12 protein-coding genes are annotated in these 16,605 nt (G+C 71.8%); 3 read left to right on the top strand and 9 right to left on the bottom strand.

All coding sequences use genetic code 11. The features are described 5' to 3' along the window. Nucleotides 1-3 precede the first annotated feature (3 nt). Genes ACFXI4_RS28785 through ACFXI4_RS28760 form a run of 6 tightly spaced genes read right to left on the bottom strand, consistent with a single transcriptional unit; the run spans nt 4 to nt 9,372 of the window. Nucleotides 4-3,024 (bottom strand): alpha-mannosidase, encoded by a 3,021-nt coding sequence (locus ACFXI4_RS28785; RefSeq protein ID WP_384996340.1) that lies wholly within the window; start codon nt 3,022-3,024, stop codon nt 4-6. Between the two features lie 28 nt (nt 3,025-3,052). Continuing rightward, nucleotides 3,053-5,050, bottom strand: coding sequence for an endo-beta-N-acetylglucosaminidase (locus tag ACFXI4_RS28780; protein WP_384996337.1), 1,998 nt, complete (start codon nt 5,048-5,050; stop codon nt 3,053-3,055). After that, nucleotides 5,047-6,294, bottom strand: a complete 1,248-nt coding sequence (locus tag ACFXI4_RS28775) for a glycosyl hydrolase (RefSeq protein ID WP_384996335.1) — start codon at nt 6,292-6,294, stop codon at nt 5,047-5,049. Before ACFXI4_RS28775 ends, ACFXI4_RS28780 begins: the two co-directional genes overlap by 4 nt. Before the next feature lie 25 nt (nt 6,295-6,319). Next, nucleotides 6,320-7,186, bottom strand: coding sequence for a carbohydrate ABC transporter permease (locus ACFXI4_RS28770; protein WP_384996333.1), 867 nt, complete (start codon nt 7,184-7,186; stop codon nt 6,320-6,322). Further along, on the bottom strand, nt 7,183-8,070 hold the full coding sequence (locus tag ACFXI4_RS28765) for a carbohydrate ABC transporter permease (RefSeq protein WP_384996331.1): 888 nt from the start codon (nt 8,068-8,070) through the stop codon (nt 7,183-7,185). Before ACFXI4_RS28765 ends, ACFXI4_RS28770 begins: the two co-directional genes overlap by 4 nt. Before the next feature lie 9 nt (nt 8,071-8,079). Continuing rightward, entirely contained in the window at nt 8,080-9,372 is a 1,293-nt protein-coding gene (locus ACFXI4_RS28760; RefSeq protein WP_384996329.1) for an ABC transporter substrate-binding protein, read from the bottom strand. A gap of 224 nt (nt 9,373-9,596) precedes the next feature. On the opposite strand from ACFXI4_RS28760, the gene ACFXI4_RS28755 reads away from it, so the two are divergent. Then, nucleotides 9,597-10,640, top strand: a complete 1,044-nt coding sequence (locus ACFXI4_RS28755) for a LacI family DNA-binding transcriptional regulator (RefSeq protein ID WP_384996327.1) — start codon at nt 9,597-9,599, stop codon at nt 10,638-10,640. A 246-nt stretch (nt 10,641-10,886) separates the two neighbouring features. Here ACFXI4_RS28755 and ACFXI4_RS28750 read toward each other — a convergent pair whose 3' ends face one another. Beyond that, nucleotides 10,887-13,265, bottom strand: a complete 2,379-nt coding sequence (locus ACFXI4_RS28750) for an alpha-L-fucosidase (protein WP_384996617.1) — start codon at nt 13,263-13,265, stop codon at nt 10,887-10,889. Between the two features lie 259 nt (nt 13,266-13,524). Between ACFXI4_RS28750 and ACFXI4_RS28745 the strand changes: the two genes are divergently transcribed. Beyond that, nucleotides 13,525-14,868 (top strand): amidase, encoded by a 1,344-nt coding sequence (locus ACFXI4_RS28745; protein ID WP_384996325.1) that lies wholly within the window; start codon nt 13,525-13,527, stop codon nt 14,866-14,868. 161 nt (nt 14,869-15,029) lie between these two features. Here ACFXI4_RS28745 and ACFXI4_RS28740 read toward each other — a convergent pair whose 3' ends face one another. Both ACFXI4_RS28740 and ACFXI4_RS28735 read right to left on the bottom strand, forming a co-directional pair. Further along, a complete protein-coding gene (locus ACFXI4_RS28740) occupies nt 15,030-15,512 on the bottom strand; it encodes a GNAT family N-acetyltransferase (protein ID WP_384996323.1) in 483 nt (160 codons plus the stop codon). Nucleotides 15,513-15,566: 54 nt separating this feature from the next. After that, complete coding sequence (locus ACFXI4_RS28735) at nt 15,567-15,740, bottom strand: hypothetical protein (protein ID WP_362732398.1); 174 nt, start codon at nt 15,738-15,740, stop codon at nt 15,567-15,569. A 484-nt stretch (nt 15,741-16,224) separates the two neighbouring features. Between ACFXI4_RS28735 and ACFXI4_RS28730 the strand changes: the two genes are divergently transcribed. Further along, on the top strand, nt 16,225-16,602 hold the full coding sequence (locus ACFXI4_RS28730) for a hypothetical protein (protein WP_384996321.1): 378 nt from the start codon (nt 16,225-16,227) through the stop codon (nt 16,600-16,602). Nucleotides 16,603-16,605 lie beyond the last annotated feature (3 nt).

The following is a 16,605-nucleotide window of genomic DNA, read 5'->3' as shown; positions in this document are numbered from 1 at the left end:
GGGTCACCGCCTGCTGAAACGAAGAGTCCTCAGCTCGAACGGACGCAGGATCAGGGGCACGCCGGCCCCGTCCAGGCTCGGTGCCGGGACATCGGTCAGGGGCCGCTCCAGCAGGTCCGTCGCCGTGACGTCCGCGACTTCGAAGCCCGCCGTCAGTGTCGCGTGGGCCCGGCCGCCGTGGGCCTCGTGGAAGCGGACCACCACGTCACCGCTGCCGTCGTCGGCCAGTTTCACCGCCGTGACGACGACCGCGTCGTTGTCGACCGTGACCAGCGGAGCCACCTCCTGCCCACCCGTCACCCGGCGTTCCGGCAGGTTGATGCGCCAGCCCTCCCGGACGGCGTCCGCGATGCCCGCCCCCGGAACCAGGGCGTGCCGGAATCGGTGGACGCCCTGGTCGGTCTCGGGGTCGGGGAAGCGCGGGGCGCGCAGCAGGGAGACCCGGACCGTGGTCGTCGTACCCCGGTCGCCGTCCGTGCGGACCGCCCGGGTCACGTCGTGGCCGTACGTCGAGTCGTTGACGATCGCCACGCCCCAGCCCGGCTCGTCCAGGTGGACGAAGCGGTGGTTGCAGGCCTCGAACTTGGCCGCCTCCCATGAGGTGTTGGTGTGGGTGGGACGGTGGAAGTGACCGAACTGGGTCTCCGACGCGTAGCGTTCGGCGTGCAGGTCCAGTGGGAAGGCCAGCTTCAGGAACTTCTCCGTCTCGTGCCAGTCCACCTCGGTGTCGATCAGCAGGCGGCGCTCGCCCGGCGGCAGCGACAGCACCTGGGTGACGCGGGAGGAGCCGAAGGACCGGGTGATCCGGACCGAACGGCCGTCCGCGCCGGCCGTCAGCTCGTCGGTGCCGGTGAGGTCGGTGACCGCGTTGCGGTAGAAGGCGTCGACGTCCCAGGCGTCCCACATGTTCGGGAAGTCCGGGTGGAGCTGGAGCAGGTTGGCGGCCGTGCCCGGAGCGATGGTCTCGCGGCCCGCCGTGACGTCGTAGGCGGACACGACCAGGCCCCGGGCGTCGATCTCGATCCGGAGCAGGCCGTTGGCGAGGATCCGGCCGCCCTCGGCCCGCTCCGACACCGTCACCTCCTCGGGCGTCTCCTGCTCGCCGGCACCCCCGGCGGGGATGCCGTGGCGCGGGTGCGGCGCCGCGTTGAACAGGAGCGTCCGGTCGCCCTCCCCGGCCAGGGCGCGCTGGGCCGCGTCGATGACCGCACCGAGTTCCGCGGCGACCCGCTCGTAGGTGGCGCGGGCCTCGCGGTGCACCCAGGCGATCGACGAACCGGGCAGGATGTCGTGGAACTGGTGGAGCAGGACCGTCTTCCAGATCCGGTCCAACTCCTCGTAGGGGTAGGGGAATCCGGTGCGGACGGCGGCGGTCGCCGCCCACAGCTCGGCCTCCCTCAGGAGGTGTTCGCTGCGCCGGTTGCCCTGTTTGGTCCTGGCCTGGCTGGTGAGGGTGGCGCGGTGGAGTTCGAGGTAGAGCTCGCCGACCCAGACGGGCGGGTCGGGGTAGTCGGCCTCCGCCTTCCTGAAGAACTCCTCCGGGGTCTCCCAGACGACCGCCGGCGAGCCCTCCAGGTCCCGTACCCGGGCCGCCTTCGCGACCATCTCGCGGGTCGTGCCTCCGCCGCCGTCGCCCCAGCCGGTCGGCGCGAGGGAGTGCCGGGCCCGCCCCTTGTCCTTGAAGTTCCTTGTGGCGTGGGCGAGTTCGCTGCCCTTCATGGAGCAGTTGTAGGTGTCGACGGGCGGGAAGTGGGTGAAGATCCGGGTGCCGTCGATGCCCTCCCACCAGAAGGTGTGGTGGGGGAACTTGTTCGTCTGGGACCAGGAGATCTTCTGGGTGAGGAGCCGGGTGGCGCCCGCCGCCCGGATGATCTGCGGAAGCCCGGCGGCGAAGCCGAAGGTGTCCGGCAGCCAGGCCTCGTCGTTCTCGATCCCGAACTCGTCCAGGAAGAACCGCTTCCCGTGCACGAACTGACGGGCCATCGCCTCCGAACCGGGCATGTTGGTGTCCGACTCCACCCACATCCCGCCGGCCGGCACGAACCTGCCGTCCGTGACCGCCTTCTTCACCCGCGCCCACACCTCGGGCCGGTGCTCCTTCACCCAGGCCCACTGCTGGGCCTGGGACATGGCGAACACGAACTCGGGCTCGTCCTCGATGAGCGCGGTCATGTTGGCGGTGGTACGGGCGACCTTGCGGACCGTCTCGCGCAGCGGCCACAGCCACGCCGAGTCGATGTGCGCGTGGCCGACGGCGCTGATCCGGTGCGCGGAGGGCGCGGCGGGGACGGACAGGACGTCGGTGAGCCGGGCACGCGCCTGTTCCGCCGTGCCGTTGACGTCCTGCAGGTCGATCGTGTCCAGGGCCCGTTCGACCGCGCGCAGGATGTCCCAGCGGCGTGCGCCGTCGACGGGCAGCTCCGCCATCAGCTCGCCGAGCACCTCCAGGTCGATCACCAGCTGCCACACGGTCTCGTCGAAGACGGCGAGGTCCATCCGGGTGAGCGTGTACTGCGGCTCGTGTCCGGCGGTGTCCTTGTCGCCGAGCAGGGTGGGCCGGAAGGGGTGGTAGTCGAGGATGACGGGGTTGGAGGCGGCCTCGACGTGCAGCCGTACCTGCTCGCCGCCCGCCACCGGGGCGCCGATCCGGACCCACTGGTTGCGCGGGTTGAGACCCTTCACGGGGGTGCCGTCGGGCCGGTAGACCAGGCCCTCGCACTGGAAGCCGGGCATGTTCTCGTCGAACCCGAGGTCGAGCAGGGCCTCCACGGTCCGCCCCGCCCACTCCTCGGGCACGGTTCCGGTGACCCGGAACCAGCTGGTGCCCCACGGAGCACCCCACCGGGCGCCCACCGCGATCGGCGCGGGCTCGGCCGCGAGGCCTTCGGCGACCGGCACGGGTTCGCCGGGCGCGTGCCACACGGCGACGTCGAGCGGCACGGACTCGGGGTACACGGCGGGGCGGATGCGCTCGTCGAGGACGCGCCTGAGGCGGGCTTCCACCAAGCTGCGGTCGTCATGCATGTGGGGTGCTCCGTTTGCTCGTTACCGGTTACCAGGTGTGCGTGACGGTCACGGGGTCCGACGAGGTGTACAGCTCCCCTACCGCACGCACTTCGAACCGTGCCGTCTCCTCGCCCTGCTCCGGCTGGAGCCCGGTCAGCCAGAAGGCCCGCTGGCCGGTGGCGCCGAGGAAGCGCCGGGTGCCGTCCGGGAGCAGCCGGTGCAGGGTGTACTGCCGTACGTCCCCGGGCGCCGCGTCCCAGGCGAGGCGGAGGTCGCCGCCGGCGGCCGCGGTGATCCGCGCACCGGTGGGTAGGGCCGGCGTGGTCACCGTGTCCCGTACGGCGATCCCGCCGAGCCGCCACCGGACGGGTCCGCCGCCCGCGGTGAGCCGGACGCCGAGCGCGTGCACGGTACAGGAGAGGCCGGTGAGCGGGACCGTCACGGTGGACCAGCCGTCGCCCCCGTCCGTCGGCAGGTACGTGTACGGGGGCGCCGCGCCGGCCCCGCCGGGCTCGGCGGTGGCGACGGCCAGCTCGACGTCCACGCTCCCGGCGTCGGTCCGGTACGTCAGCTCGACCACCGTCCGGTCCGTGATCGGCAGCCGGGTCGCGTACAGGTCCAGGACAACCGGCCGCTCGAGGGCTCCGTCGACCAGTACGCTGCTGCCGCCCCGCCAGGCGGCGGAGAAGTCGAAGGTGACGGCGGGCCTGGTGCCGTCGGTCCGTACCGACCACCGCCGGGACGGCAGCCGGTCCTGGAGGCCCAGGTGGTTCCAGGCGGTGTCCGAGACGGGCTCGCCGTCCTCGTACCAGCGCAGCCCGTGACCGGTGTTGAAGACGCTCGCGAACGGCACCGCCGACACCGTCGAACGGTCGGCCACCGACACGGCCGGCGCCCGCCAGGGGTCCGAGCCGTCCGGCCGCGACGGGTCCAGGGAGCGCCCCGTCCAGAACCGGTCGTCGGCGGCGTGGAAGTCGCCGGGGGTGCGGCTCGCCGGCAGGTGGTTGCGCGTCCACTCGGGCCGGTAGAAGCCGACCGAGGTGACGTGCGCCGAGCCGCCCGGCATGATCGCGTCCCAGTTGACGGAGGTGTTGGACCCGTTGGACTCGACGTCGACTCCGGCCCACAACTCGTAGCGACTCCGCCCGAGTTGGACCGCCTTCGCACCCGAGGAGGCGAGCGTCGGGCCGCTCCAGCGGAAGTCCACGAACATGTCGTCGGCGCTCTGGAAGAAGGCCTGGTTCTGGCTGTTGAGCGCACCCTGCCAGCTGACCGTGCCGTTCACGGTCATCGCGTCGTACCAGGTGACCCGCTGGCCCCGGGCGGCGGCGAGGGACTTCAGCTCGGTCATGAAGCCGAGCATGGCGGTGCCCAGGGCGGCGTTGCCGCCGCCGGTCTCGGCGTTGACGAACCAGCCGTCGAAGCCGTAGGCGGCGGCCACCGCCACCAGCCGGTCGGCGAGCGGGTAGTGCCCGTCGGCGTCCTTCTGGACCAGGTCGCGGGTCCACTGGAGCTGGCCGCCGTAGGCGGTGGGCGGCAGGAAGATGTTGCCGAGGACGGGCACGCCGTGCCGGTGGGCGGCGTCGACGATCGGCGCGTTCGGGGCGAGGATCAGCCCCTCCCCCGCCGAGCCGCCCCAGAAGACCAGCTCGTCCAGGTAGGACCAGTGGGTGAGGGCGTAGTAGTCGGCGGTGGCCGAGCCCTGGGACGGGTTGCCGGACGTGGGCCCGAAGGACACCAGCGCCTGGACGCGGGCCTGTCCGGAGCGGGCGGTGGTGTTGGCCGGGGTCGGGGTGAAGCGGGCGGCGAGCGGCACGGAGGCGGCGTTGAAGGCGAGGTCCGGGTCGCCGGCCGCCGTCCAGCTCCTGAGGCTGCGCCAGGTGATGCCGGGGCCCGGACTGCCGGCCGGGAAGGAGTCCGGGTACCAGTACGAGGCGTACGGCGGGGTGACGGCCGCCGCCCGGGGCGCCGCCGCCGCCGGCAGCGAGCGGGCCACGGCGGCCGCGGCGGCGGCGATCAGGACGGTGCGTCTGCCGGGGTTCACGAGCGGGTGCCTCCTGGTGGGGTGGGGAGTACCTGATCGGGAGTGACGACTTCGGTGATGCCGCGCGCGGCGAGATGGTCCCGGTCGTCCGCGCGGGTGTCGAGGACGGTGGTGGGGCGGGCGCCGTCGGCGACGAGCCGGAACCAGGCGTCGAAGACCGGGCCGCCGGGCGCGCACCGGGAGCGGCGGGCCGGGTCGGAGGGCACGACGAGCGCCGTGCGGCGTGTCTTCGCCACCCTGGGCTCGGCCGCCGCCAGGGCGTGGGCCAGGTCCTTGGGCTTGCGGTCGTTGGTGAACAGGCCGAGACCGTATTCGAGTTCGGGGAAGTCGGCGAGGCTGCGGCTGACGTCGTGCGAGCACCACCAGGTGACGCCCCACAGATCGGGGCAGTCCAGTACGGCGGTGAGGGTCGCCTCGGTGAACGCCGCCGCGTGCTCGGCCGGGATCAGCGGCGCGGGCGCGCCCACCTCCTGGAGCCATACGGGCCGGTGCGGGTCCTCGGCCCAGGCCTTGCTCAGCTCCACCAGGTACGCGGCGTGCTGCTGGGTCTGCGGTGCGGTACGGCCGTGGCGCTGGGCGGTGCCGTTGAACACCCAGGAGTGCACGGCGGTGAGGTCGCCGAGCCGGGCCGAGTGCGCCGGGGTGAAGGGCTGGTCGTCCTGGTACCAGGCCGCGTCGTAGGAGGCGTGCAGATGCAGCTTGCCGGGGGCCGCCTCGGTGCAGGCGGCCAGCAGCCGGGCCAGCCAGCGCTCGGCCTCCGCCTCGGTGGCCCGGTCGGGATCGGGATGCGGTCCCGCGGCGAACTGGTTGACCTCGTTGCCGATCGTCATCCCGATGAAGTTCGGCCGGTCCGCGAGCGCCGCCGCCAGGGTACGGAGGTAGGCGGCCTCCCCCGCCACCACCTCGGGGTCGGTGAAGAGGTTGCGCCGGTGCCAGGTCCGGGTCCAGGCCGGCAGGAAGTCGAAGCTGCTCAAGTGTCCCTGCAGACCGTCCACGTTGACGTCCAGCCCGCGTTCGCCGGCCGCGTCGGCCAGGGCGAGGAGCTGCTCGACCGCGCGCGGCCGGATCAGGGTGCGGTCGGGCTGGAAGTAGGGCCACAGCGGAAAGACCCGGATGTGGTCGAGTCCGAGGGCGGCGATGGAGTCGAGGTCGGCGCGTACGGAGTCCAGGTCGAAGTCGAGCCAGTGGTGGAACCACCCTTCGCTGGGGGTGTAGTTGACGCCGAAGCGCACGGCCGGGGGCATGCGGTCTCCTTGCGGGAACGGGGGTTCAGCCCTTGACGGCGCCTTCGCCGACCCCGCGGAAGAAGTACCGCTGGAGGCAGGCGAACAGGGCGATGAGCGGGGCCACGGCGATCACGGTGCCGGCGGCGACGAGGCGTTCGTCGTTGGCGAAGGTGCCGTGCAGGTAGTTGAGGCCGATGGTGAGCGTGAACCTGGAGGGGTCGCTGAGCACGATCAGCGGCCAGAGGAAGTCGTCCCAGGCGCCCATGAACGCGAAGATCGCGACGACGGCGACGGTGCCCTTGACCGACGGCAGGGCGATCCGCAGGAACCGCTGCCAGACGTCGGCGCCGTCGACGTAGGCCGCCTCCTCGATCTCGTAGGGCAGGTTGAGGAAGGCGTTGCGCATCAGCAGCACGTTCAGGGCGGCGATGGAGCCGGGCAGCACGACGCCGATCAGGGTGTTGTTGAGGCCGAGTTCGCGCATGGTGGTGAACTGGGCGATGATGATCCCCTCCACCGGCACGAGCATCGCGATGATGAACACGAGGGTGGCGATCCGGCGGCCCCGGTAGCGCAGCCGGGCCAGGGCGTAGCCGGCGAGCGCGGAGCCGACGCAGTTGGTGACGACGCTGGCGCTCGCCACCTTCAGCGAGTTGAGGGCGTAGTCCCAGACCGGGATGGTGTCGGCGACCCGCCGGTAGTTGTGCAGGGTGGGATGCTCGGGCAGGAAGCTCGGGGGCGAGCTGAAGATGTCCTCGGTGGGGCCCTTGAGCGAGGTGGACAGCTGCCACAGGAACGGTCCGACGGTGACGGCCAGTACGAGCAGGAGCAGGGCGTAGCGAAGGACCAGTTCGCCGATCCCGATGCGGCGGCCGTGTTCGTCGGTGAGGCGGGCCCGGGTGGCGCTCATGGGCGGTCCCTCCGGTCGGCGCGCAGCACCAGCAGCATCAGCGCGACGGTGACGACGAAGACGACGACGGAGAGCGCCGAGGCGTAGCCGACCCGGCCGGTGAGCCCGGTGCCGGTGCGCTGGACGAGCATCACGAGGGTGGTGTCCTCGCCGGCCGGGCCGCCGCTCGGGCCCGCCATCAGGTACACCTCGGAGAACACCTTGAAGGCGGCGACCGAGGAGAGCGCGGCGACCAGCACCATCGTGGAGCGTACGGCGGGCACGGTGACGGAGAGGAAGCGGCGCACCGCTCCCGCGCCGTCCACGGCGGCGGCCTCGTGCAGTTCGCGGGGGACGTTGGCGAGCGCCGCCAGATAAATGATCATGTAGTAGCCGAGGCCCTTCCAGACCGTGACCGCCATCGCGCTCAGCAGGAGCAGCCACTGGTCGCTGAGGAAGCCGATCCGGCCGATCCCGACCGTCTCCAGCAGGGAGTTGACCAGACCGCGTTCGTCCAGCAGCCAGACCCAGATGAGCCCGACCACGACGATCGAGGCGACGACCGGGGTGTAGAAGGCGGACCGGAAGAAGGTGATGCCCGGGATGTTCTTCTGCACCAGCAGCGCCAGCAGCAGCGGCAGCACGACGAGGGCGGGTACGACCACGACGATGTACAGCGTGCTGTTGCGCAGGCCGGTCCAGAACATGTCGTCGTGGATCAGCTCACGGAAGTTGGCGAGACCGACGAACCGGCCCGGGATCAGCGTGCGGCGGTCCGTGAAGGAGCTGACCACCGTCGAGACGAACGGATAGAGCACGAAGGCGCCGATGACCAGCAGCCCGGGTGCGGCGAACAGCCACGGACTGGTGGGCAGTTGACGCCGCACACGGGAGACGCCGGCCATGCCCGCCCCTCAGCCCTGCTGCCGGAGCAGCTGGTCGCAGGCCTTGACAGCGTTGTCCATGGCCGCCTTGGGGCTCTCCTTGCCCTGCAGGGCCTTGGCGACCTCGTTGCGCAGCGCGGTCTTCATCTGGTCGCTGAACAGCACCGGTGTGTAGTTGACCGCGGTCTTCAGGGACTTGGCCGCGGCGATCCGCACCCGGGTCTCGTCGGTGCCGTCCTCCTTGGTGAAGTACGGGTCGTCCAGGGAGCCGGCGGTGCTGGGGAAGATGGCCACCTGCTTGGCGAAGGACATCTGGTTCTGCGCGTCGGTCACGAAGTGCGCGAAGGCGACGGAGGCCGCGGTGTGCTTGGTCCGCGAGTTGACCATCACACCCATCACGTACATGTTGACGTGCCCGGTGCTGGTGATCTGGTCGGTGATGCCGATGTTCTTGTAGAGGTTCGGCGCCTGCTTCTTGAAGTTGCCGAGGTCGAGGGCGCTGCCGGGGTTCATGGCGACGGCCCCGGTGAGGAACTTCTTGCCGGAGGACTCCGGGGTCGCGGTCAGCGCCTGCGGGTCGAGCGCCTTGGCGTCGTACAGCTCCTTGTACTTGGTGAGCAGTTCGACCCCCTTGGCGTCGTTGAAGGCGAATCCGGTGCCCTGCTTGTCCATCAGCTCGACGCCGTAGCGCCCGAAGTCCTCGATGGTGGGGACGTTGGCGAGGGTGGCGACCTTGCCGTCGCTCTTCTGCGCCATCTTCAGGGCGTCGGTGAAGAGGTCGTCGTAGGTCTTGGGCGGCTGCGCGGGGTCGAGCCCGGCCTGCTCGAACAGCGTCTTGTTGTAGAAGAGCGGTCCGGTGTTCAGGTACCAGGGGAAGGCGTACGTCCCGCTCGTCCCCGGTATCTGATGGCTGGCCCAGGCCCCGTCCAGGTACTCGGGCCGGTACTTGGCTGCGGCCTTGTCGAGGTCGAGGGCGAGGCCGGCCTTGGCGAGCGGGGCGACGAGGTCCGGGGAGACGTTGACGACGTCGGGCAGGGTGCCGCCGGCCGCGTCCGCGCTGATCTTGTCGGCATAGCCCTCGGCGGGCTGGTCGATCCACTTCACGTGGGTGTCCGGGTACTTCTTCTCGAAGTCCGCGACCAGACCCTCGAAGTACGGCTTGAAGTTCGCGCGCAGGTTCCAGGTCTGGAAGGTGATGTCGCCCTCGACCTTGCCGGAGGCGTCGGTGGAGCCACCGCCGTCCTCCCCGGAACCGCAGGCGCTCAGCGGCAGGGCGAGGACGGCGGCAGCGGCGATGGCGAGCGCTCTGCGGGAGATGCGCATGGTCCGTTGCTCCTTTGCAGCGGGGGGCCGAAGGTGTCGCGCCAGACCTTGCACGCCGTTTCCACGACGAGTCAATGGATTCGGCGGAGCTAAAGTCATTAGTGGCTCAAACCCCCTGCTCAGCAAGGCGCTACAGGCCTATTGCCGCGGATCACTAATACGCTTTAGGGTGATCCGACTCAAGCGCATTAGCGGATCACGGTCCCGACGAATGAGGAAGTGAGTTGGCGGAGAAACGCAGCCCCGCGCGGCGGCCGACGATGAAGGACATCGCGCGCCGGTCGGGAGTCTCCGAGAGCGCGGTCTCCTTCGCGCTCAACGGCCGCCCCGGGGTCTCCGAGACCACCAGGGCCCGGGTGCACCGGGTCGCCGAGCAGCTCGGCTGGCGGCCCAGCACGGCCGCCCGCGCGCTGTCCGGCGAGGGCGCGGCCACGGTCGGGTTCGTCCTCGCCCGTCCCGCGCACTCGCTGGGCGTGGACTCCTTCTTCCTCCAACTGGTCTCCGGCATCCAGGAGGTGCTCGCCGAACGCCATCTCGGCCTGCTCTTCCAGATGGCGGAGGACGTGGGCGACGAGTGCGCGGTGTACCGCCGCTGGTGGGCGGAGCACCGCGTCGACGGCATCCTGATGGTCGATCCGCGCGCCGACGATCCCCGGCCCGACCTGCTGGACGAGTTGGGCCTGCCCGCGGTGGTGATCGGCGGCGCCCCCGACGGACGCCACCCCGGGCTGTCGACGGTGTGGGCGGACGACGCGGCCGCGATGGCGTCGGTGGTGGACGAGCTGACGGCACTGGGCCACCGCAGGATCGTGCACATCGCGGGCCTGCCCGGCCTCGCCCACACCCAGCGCCGGATCCGCACGCTGCGCGCCGAGGCGGACGGCCGAGGTCTGTCCGAGGTCCGCTCGGTCACCACTGACTACTCCGACGCCGAGGGCGCGGCCGTCACCCGCCGGGTGCTGCGGGCGGCTCCGGCCCCGACGGCCCTGATCTACGACAACGACGTGATGGCGGTGGCCGGGGTCGCGGCCGCGGCCGAACTCGGCCACTCGGTCCCTGACGACGTCTCCGTGGTCTCCTGGGAGGACTCGGTCCTGTGCCGCATGGTCAAGCCGTGGCTGTCGGCGCTCTCCCGGGACAGCGCCGAGTTCGGCCGGGTGGCGGCACACGAGCTGACGGCCCTGCTGGACGGTGGCACGGCCCGGGCGGTACGGGTACCGGTTCCCCGGCTCACGGTACGGGGCAGCACGGCGGCGGCCCGCTCCTAAGGGCTGTCCCGTAATCCCTGGTGGATCAGCGCGCGGCGTCAGATGCGGTGCATCGCAAGGCGGAGGGTCGTCCTCATACTGGGCGTGTTCGGGCGAGCCCGACAACGCTGCGAGGTGCCGTAGCTGTCGTCGTGCGCCCGCCGGGGATTACGGGACAGCCCTTAGACCGCCGGCCGGAACAGCGCGGACCCGGGCGGGAGCGGGGCGGCCGCGACCCCGGAAGGCCGCGGCCGCCCTCTCCGTGCCTCAGCCCTGCCACTCCACCTTGAACACCCACACGTGCTGTCCCGCCCGCCGGGCCGGCTCGGGCACGTCGATCACCAGTGCTCCGCCGGTGACGGTCCAGGTCAGCGGCCGGTGGTGGCCGAGCATGGTCACCTTGTCGCCGGCCCTGACCGGTACCGGTGCCTCGACGGTGAGCTTGGCGCCGGGCCGGGTCAGCGAGTGGATGTAGAAGGCCTCGTCCGGGCGGACGGTGAACCGCAGGTCCTCGCCGAGCTGGGCCATGCGCGACCAGTAGGTGGTGCCGTGGATCGCCTCGCCGTTGACCGCGAGCCAGGCGCCGGTCTCCCGCAGCCGGGTCTGCATGATCTCCGGGATGGTGCCGTCGGCGCGGGGGCCGATGTCGAGCAGGAAGTTGCCGTTCTTGGAGACGATGTCGACCAGGCTGTGCACGACCTCCTCGGTGGTCATGTAGGCGTCGTCGGGGGTGGCCCGGTTGTAGCCGTAGCTGCGCGGGTCGAGGCCGCGGCTGGCCTCCCACTTGGCGACGACCGTGTCGGCGTACGTCGTGTACTCGGGCGTGGTGAAGTCGTGGAAGCCGATGCCCGAGCGGTCGTTGACGGTCACGTCGACCGGACGGGCCCGGTTCTTGGCGTGGTTGAAGTACTCGGCGAGGACGTGGACGCTGTCGTTCGCGCCGCCGATGTCGCACCAGATGATCTCCGGGTCGTAGCCGTGGACCAGTTCGAGCATCTGCGGGGCCTGGAAGTCCCGCACGTAGTCCTTGCCCGCGGTGTATCCGGTGTACGGCAGCGGGTCCAGCGTGTACGGGTTGCGCGGGGCGTGGCCCATCCAGGGGCTGTCGGGGTTGAACCACTCGGGCATGGAGAAGTACAGGCCGCGGTGGAGTTCGGGCGTGTACCGGCGGGACGCCTCGAACAGCTCCTTGACCAGGTCCCGTCTGGGGCCCATCCGCACGGCATTGCGGTCGGAGACCTTGGTGTCCCACAGCGCGAAGCCCTCGTGGTGCTTGGAGGTCAGCACGTGGTATTGGGCGCCGGCGTCCCGGAACAGCTCGACCCACGCCCGCGGGTCGAACTTCTCGGCGGTGAAGCGCGGGATGAAGTCGTCGTAGGCGAAGTCCTCGCCGTAGGTGTCCCGGTGGTAGGCGTAGGTGGGGTTGCCCGGGTCCTGCATCTGGTCCCAGTACCACTCGGCGTACTGCACTCCGACCGGCGCCCACGCGGGCACCGAGTAGACGCCCCAGTGGATGAAGATGCCGAACTTGGCCTCGTTGAACCAGTACGGCGCCCGGTGACCGGCCAACGAGGTCTCGGTGGGCTCGTAGTCGGCGGTGCCGAGCGTCAGGGTGCGGCGGCTGGAGGTCACTTGGGCGCCGCGGCCGTGCACGCTGACCGTGCCGTCCCGCTCGGTTCCGGGTGCGGTGCCGGTGCGGCTGCGGATGCCGATCCGGACGCGGGCCTGTTCGCCGGGGTCGAGGCGGCGGACGCGGGCGGGCTCGACGGTACGGGCACCGGGGACGTCGACGCGCACGGACACCGCGTCACGGGCCAGGATCGCGACGGTGCCCGCGTTGACGACGGTGGCCTCGACGCTCTGAGCGCCGGTGGCGTCCAGCAGGGAGGCGGTGGAGTGGGCGTCGCGCAGGGCCAGCGCCCGTCCCTGGGCGACGGGCTGGAGGGAGAGGGCGAAGACGTGCAGGGCGGCCTTGCCGGCCTCGGCCGGGCCGGTGACCGGCAGGGTGAGGGCGACGGCCTCGCGCTGCGGGTCGATCCACACCTCGCAGGTGCCGATCCCGACGGCGTGCTGGTCCTTGCCGCCGTCCGGCTGGTAGCGGTACGGCGCCGCCAGCGGACCGCCCACCGCGTACCAGTCGCTGCCGCTCAGACCGGCGGTGGTGGTCGTGCCGTCGGCGTAGTGGACGGTGGCCCGGCCGGCGGCGTTGCCGTAGCTGCCGGCGGTGAGGAAGACGGCCGACAGGTAGTGGCCCTTGGGGAGGTCGACGCGCTGGCCGAGGGCGACAACGTTGTTCTTGGCGCCCGCCGTCGCGGCGGGGAAGTCGAAGGGGATGCCGTCGACCTCGACCCGGCCGGCCGGGAGTTCCTCGCCCGGGAACGTGTAGCCGGAGCCGTCGAAGTCACCTCCCCGGGCGTCGGCGGTGTCGATGCCGTCGTTGTCGTAGAGGGAGTCGAGGGGTACGGGGACCGGAGCGGGGACGGGGACCCATGAGGACGCGGCCGGCGCACCGGCCGCCGCGCCCGCGCCACGGGAGTCGGCAGGCCCGGTGGCGTGGGCCGGGGTGGTCGCGGCGAGCGGCAGGGCGGCCCCTGCGGCAACGCCCGCGGCGGCCCCCAGCACCTGACGTCGTGGATAGGGAGACATGCTCATGCGCGGCTCCATTCATCGGATGTCTGATGATTGAGCGGGCCCAGAAGCCTGTCAATGGGGCATGCACGTGCAGGAATCGAGAAAGTGGTCCGATGACACGCGGGATCCGAGCATGCATCAGAGGCGGTCGCGGAGCACACCTCACCCACGGCTCCGGCGCCGCACGCTCTCGACGGAAAGGCCGCGGCGCGGCAGAGTGCCCTTTCGTACCGACGAGTATGCCCCCCTCTCTCTCGCACCTTCAGGAGCGCCCGTGACCAGCTGGGTCGGCCGGACCGCCGCCGAAATCGCCGCCGCCGTACGGGAGAAGCGGGCCACTCCCCGGGAGGTGGTGGCCGAGCACCTGGAGCGGATCGCACGGCTGGACGGACGGATCGGCGCGTTCCGTAAGGTCCGGGCCGAAGCGGCGCTCGCCGAGGCGGACGCGGTCGCCGCCCGCGCCGATCTGGACGAACTCCCGCTGGCCGGTGTCCCGTTGGCCGTGAAGGACAATCTGGCGGTGCGTGGCGAGGCGCATCTGGACGGTTCGGCGGCGACACCGGACACGCCCGCCGACGCCGACCATGCCACCGTGGCCCGGCTGCGGGCGGCGGGCGCGGTGGTCGTGGGGCTGACGAACGTGCCCGAGCTGTGCGTCTTCGGGACGACCGACGGGATCCACGGCATCTCCCGCAACCCGTGGGACACGCTGCGCAGCGCGGGCGGCTCCTCGGGCGGCAGCGCGGCCGCGGTCGCCGCCGGGCTGGCGCCGATCGCCCTCGGCAACGACGGCATGGGCTCGCTGCGCATCCCGGCGGCCAACTGCGGTCTGGTCACCATCAAGCCGGGGTTCGGGGTGGTCCCGGCCGGGATCGGCAACGGCGACTGGTTCGGCATGTCGGAGAACGGGCCGCTGGCCACCTCCGTCGAGGACGTCCGGCTGATGCTCTCGGTCCTCGCCGACCAGGAGTTCGGGAGCACCACGGACGGCACCGCGCTGACGATCGCCCTCTCGCGGCGCAGCCCGCTGGTCGGGACGACCGTGAGCAGGCCGTATACGAACGCGGTGGCGCAGGCGGCCGGACTGCTGGCGGCCGCCGGGCACCGGGTGCGGCGGGCGGAGCCGCCGTACCCGGCGTCGATCGGCGTCACCGCGCTGCGGCACTGGACGGCGGGGACGGCCGCGGACGCGGCCGATCTGGACCCGGCGCTGCTGACCCGGCGGACCCGGGTGCACGCGGCGATCGGCCGCCGGTTCCTGAACGGGGTCCGGGTGAGCGACTCCCGCGACCGGCTGCGCGCCCGGCTGACGCCGTTCTTCGCCGAGTACGACGTACTGCTCACCCCCGCGCTGGCCCGCCGCGCCCCGCGGGCGGCCCCCTGGCACGAGCGGGGCTGGCTGCGCAACGCGCTGGCCGGCTCCACCTACTCGCCGCTTACCCCGGCCTGGAACCTCACTGGCTGGCCGGCGATGTCGGTGCCGTTCGGCACGCTGCCGTCGGGCGCTCCGTGCGCGGTACAGCTGGTGGGGCGGCCGGGCTCGGAGGCGGTCCTGCTGGCCGTGGCCAGGACCCTGGAGACCCTGCGCCCCTGGCAGCGCACCGCGCCCGTCGGCTAGGGCCCGCCGGCCGCCTCCCCGGCGGTGGCGGGCATCACGGGCCGCCGCTGCGAGGACCGCGCCCGGGCCGCGCCGGTCGCCGAGCGCGCCGGTACGGTCGGCGGGGTCGCGCCGTGCGCCCCGGCCCGGGAGCGCGCGCGGCACTCGTGGCGTGACCGTGCTCAGAGCGCGCGGTACATGACGTGCAGGCCGACCGGTCCGTGCCGGGGATGGTCGAAGGCTTCCGGGACCGTGCCGATGACCGTGAAGCCGAGAGAGGTCCACAGGGCGACGGCGGGGTTGGTCTCGACGACGGCGTTGAACACCATGGACCGGTAGCCGTGCGCGCGGGCCTCGGCCAGGACGTGTTCCGCCAGGGCCCGCCCGATGCCCTGGCCCGCCCGGTCGGGGTCGACCATGAAACCGGCGTTGGCGACGCCCGCGGCGGGTCCGCCGTAGTTGGGGGTGAGGTAGGCGGAGCCGACGACGGCTCCGGTGGGGTCCTCGGCGACGTAGACACGTTTCGCCGGGCTCATCCACAGGGCGCGGGCCGCCTCCTCCGAAGTGTCGGGGTCCCAGCCGTACGTCTCGGCGGCGGCGACGATCCGGTGCCAGAAGGGCCAGATCTGCGGCCAGTCGGCCGCGGTTGCTGCTCTGATCGGCATGGGCGTGAGTCTCGCACGCCCATGCGTCGGCGATCGCGGATCACCGGCCGGCGGTCAGTCCACGCTCGGCAGGATGTGGGGCTCGGCGAGGTCCTCCTCGTAACCCGCGAGGCGGATCGGGGCGGACCGGGCCCACACGTCGAGGCTGCCGAGCTGTCCGGGCCGCCTGCCCGAGCGCTCCGTGCGTTCCTTGGGGCGCTGCTCGATATTCGTCTTCTCCGGTGTCACCGCGCACTCCTTATGTGTCGGTCACCCTCGGGGCGTGCCGGACGGTCTGCGTTCCGGTGCTTGGCGCCCGCTCGGGTCTGGATGGAAAGCAGGTTCGGACGCGGTGGCGCCGGTAACTCACAAGGGAGCGGGCCGTTGTCGACCAGCTCGTCCCGGGACGGACCGTGGGTGTGGGTGGGACCCCTTGCTGCTGCCCGTCCTCTCTAGATTAACCAAATGAGCGCAGCCCCGCTCGATAGGGAGTGCAAACAAGGTGTAACTATCGCGAGTCGCTCCGTGCTCCCCCCGCCCGCAAATACACCTTTTCGTAACATGATGCACCGTTCATGTCCCACCCGCTCGACCTGGCGACTCGAACACATGACCGAACGAGTAAGTTCCGCCGCCCTCACCGGCTGCGCAGTTCAGGTTGCGTTGGCCGGGTCGAAAACTCGACATGATCCGATGGCGCGGGACAACGGCTGTCTCGCGGAAGGACTGACGCATGGAGCTGCGCAGCGTCGAGGAGCTGATGGATCTGCTGTACGCCTGCCGTCACCAGCGCGCCCTGCGCACCGCGGCCCTGCTGCGCCGCGGCCGCCCCGCCGACAAGGAACTCCAGGTCGCGGGCCTGGTGCACGGCATCGCGGAACTCCTGGGCCACGCCGACGGCGCCGCACAGGCGGTACGGCACCTGCTCGGGGAGCGCGTCTGCCGCCTGGTGCGCGGGGACGGCGCCCCCGCCGACGACGACGTGCTGCGGCTTCGGCAGGCCGACGAGGAGAGCCGCTCCACGGGGTTCGACGCGGGCGTCCTGGAGGACTGGCGGACCGTCCTCGAACTGGTCGCCACCCGCAACTCCCGCCTCGGGGCTGTCGACTGACGG

It is taken from the genome of Streptomyces sp. NPDC059224 (genome assembly GCF_042754285.1).
GTDB lineage: Bacteria > Actinomycetota > Actinomycetes > Streptomycetales > Streptomycetaceae > Streptomyces.
This window is presented reverse-complemented; position numbering and strand designations above follow the sequence as displayed.

What these genes read in the sequence shown, in the direction of transcription:
- ACFXI4_RS28785 (WP_384996340.1), bottom strand. Translation starts at nt 3,024, where the DNA reads ATGCATGACGACCGCAGCTTGGTGGAAGCCCGCCTCAGGCGCGTCCTC.
- ACFXI4_RS28730 (WP_384996321.1), top strand. Translation starts at nt 16,225, where the DNA reads ATGGAGCTGCGCAGCGTCGAGGAGCTGATGGATCTGCTGTACGCCTGC.
- ACFXI4_RS28750 (WP_384996617.1), bottom strand. Translation starts at nt 13,265, where the DNA reads ATGTCTCCCTATCCACGACGTCAGGTGCTGGGGGCCGCCGCGGGCGTT.
- ACFXI4_RS28740 (WP_384996323.1), bottom strand. Translation starts at nt 15,512, where the DNA reads ATGCCGATCAGAGCAGCAACCGCGGCCGACTGGCCGCAGATCTGGCCC.
- ACFXI4_RS28770 (WP_384996333.1), bottom strand. Translation starts at nt 7,186, where the DNA reads ATGAGCGCCACCCGGGCCCGCCTCACCGACGAACACGGCCGCCGCATC.
- ACFXI4_RS28775 (WP_384996335.1), bottom strand. Translation starts at nt 6,294, where the DNA reads ATGCCCCCGGCCGTGCGCTTCGGCGTCAACTACACCCCCAGCGAAGGG.
- ACFXI4_RS28760 (WP_384996329.1), bottom strand. Translation starts at nt 9,372, where the DNA reads ATGCGCATCTCCCGCAGAGCGCTCGCCATCGCCGCTGCCGCCGTCCTC.
- ACFXI4_RS28765 (WP_384996331.1), bottom strand. Translation starts at nt 8,070, where the DNA reads ATGGCCGGCGTCTCCCGTGTGCGGCGTCAACTGCCCACCAGTCCGTGG.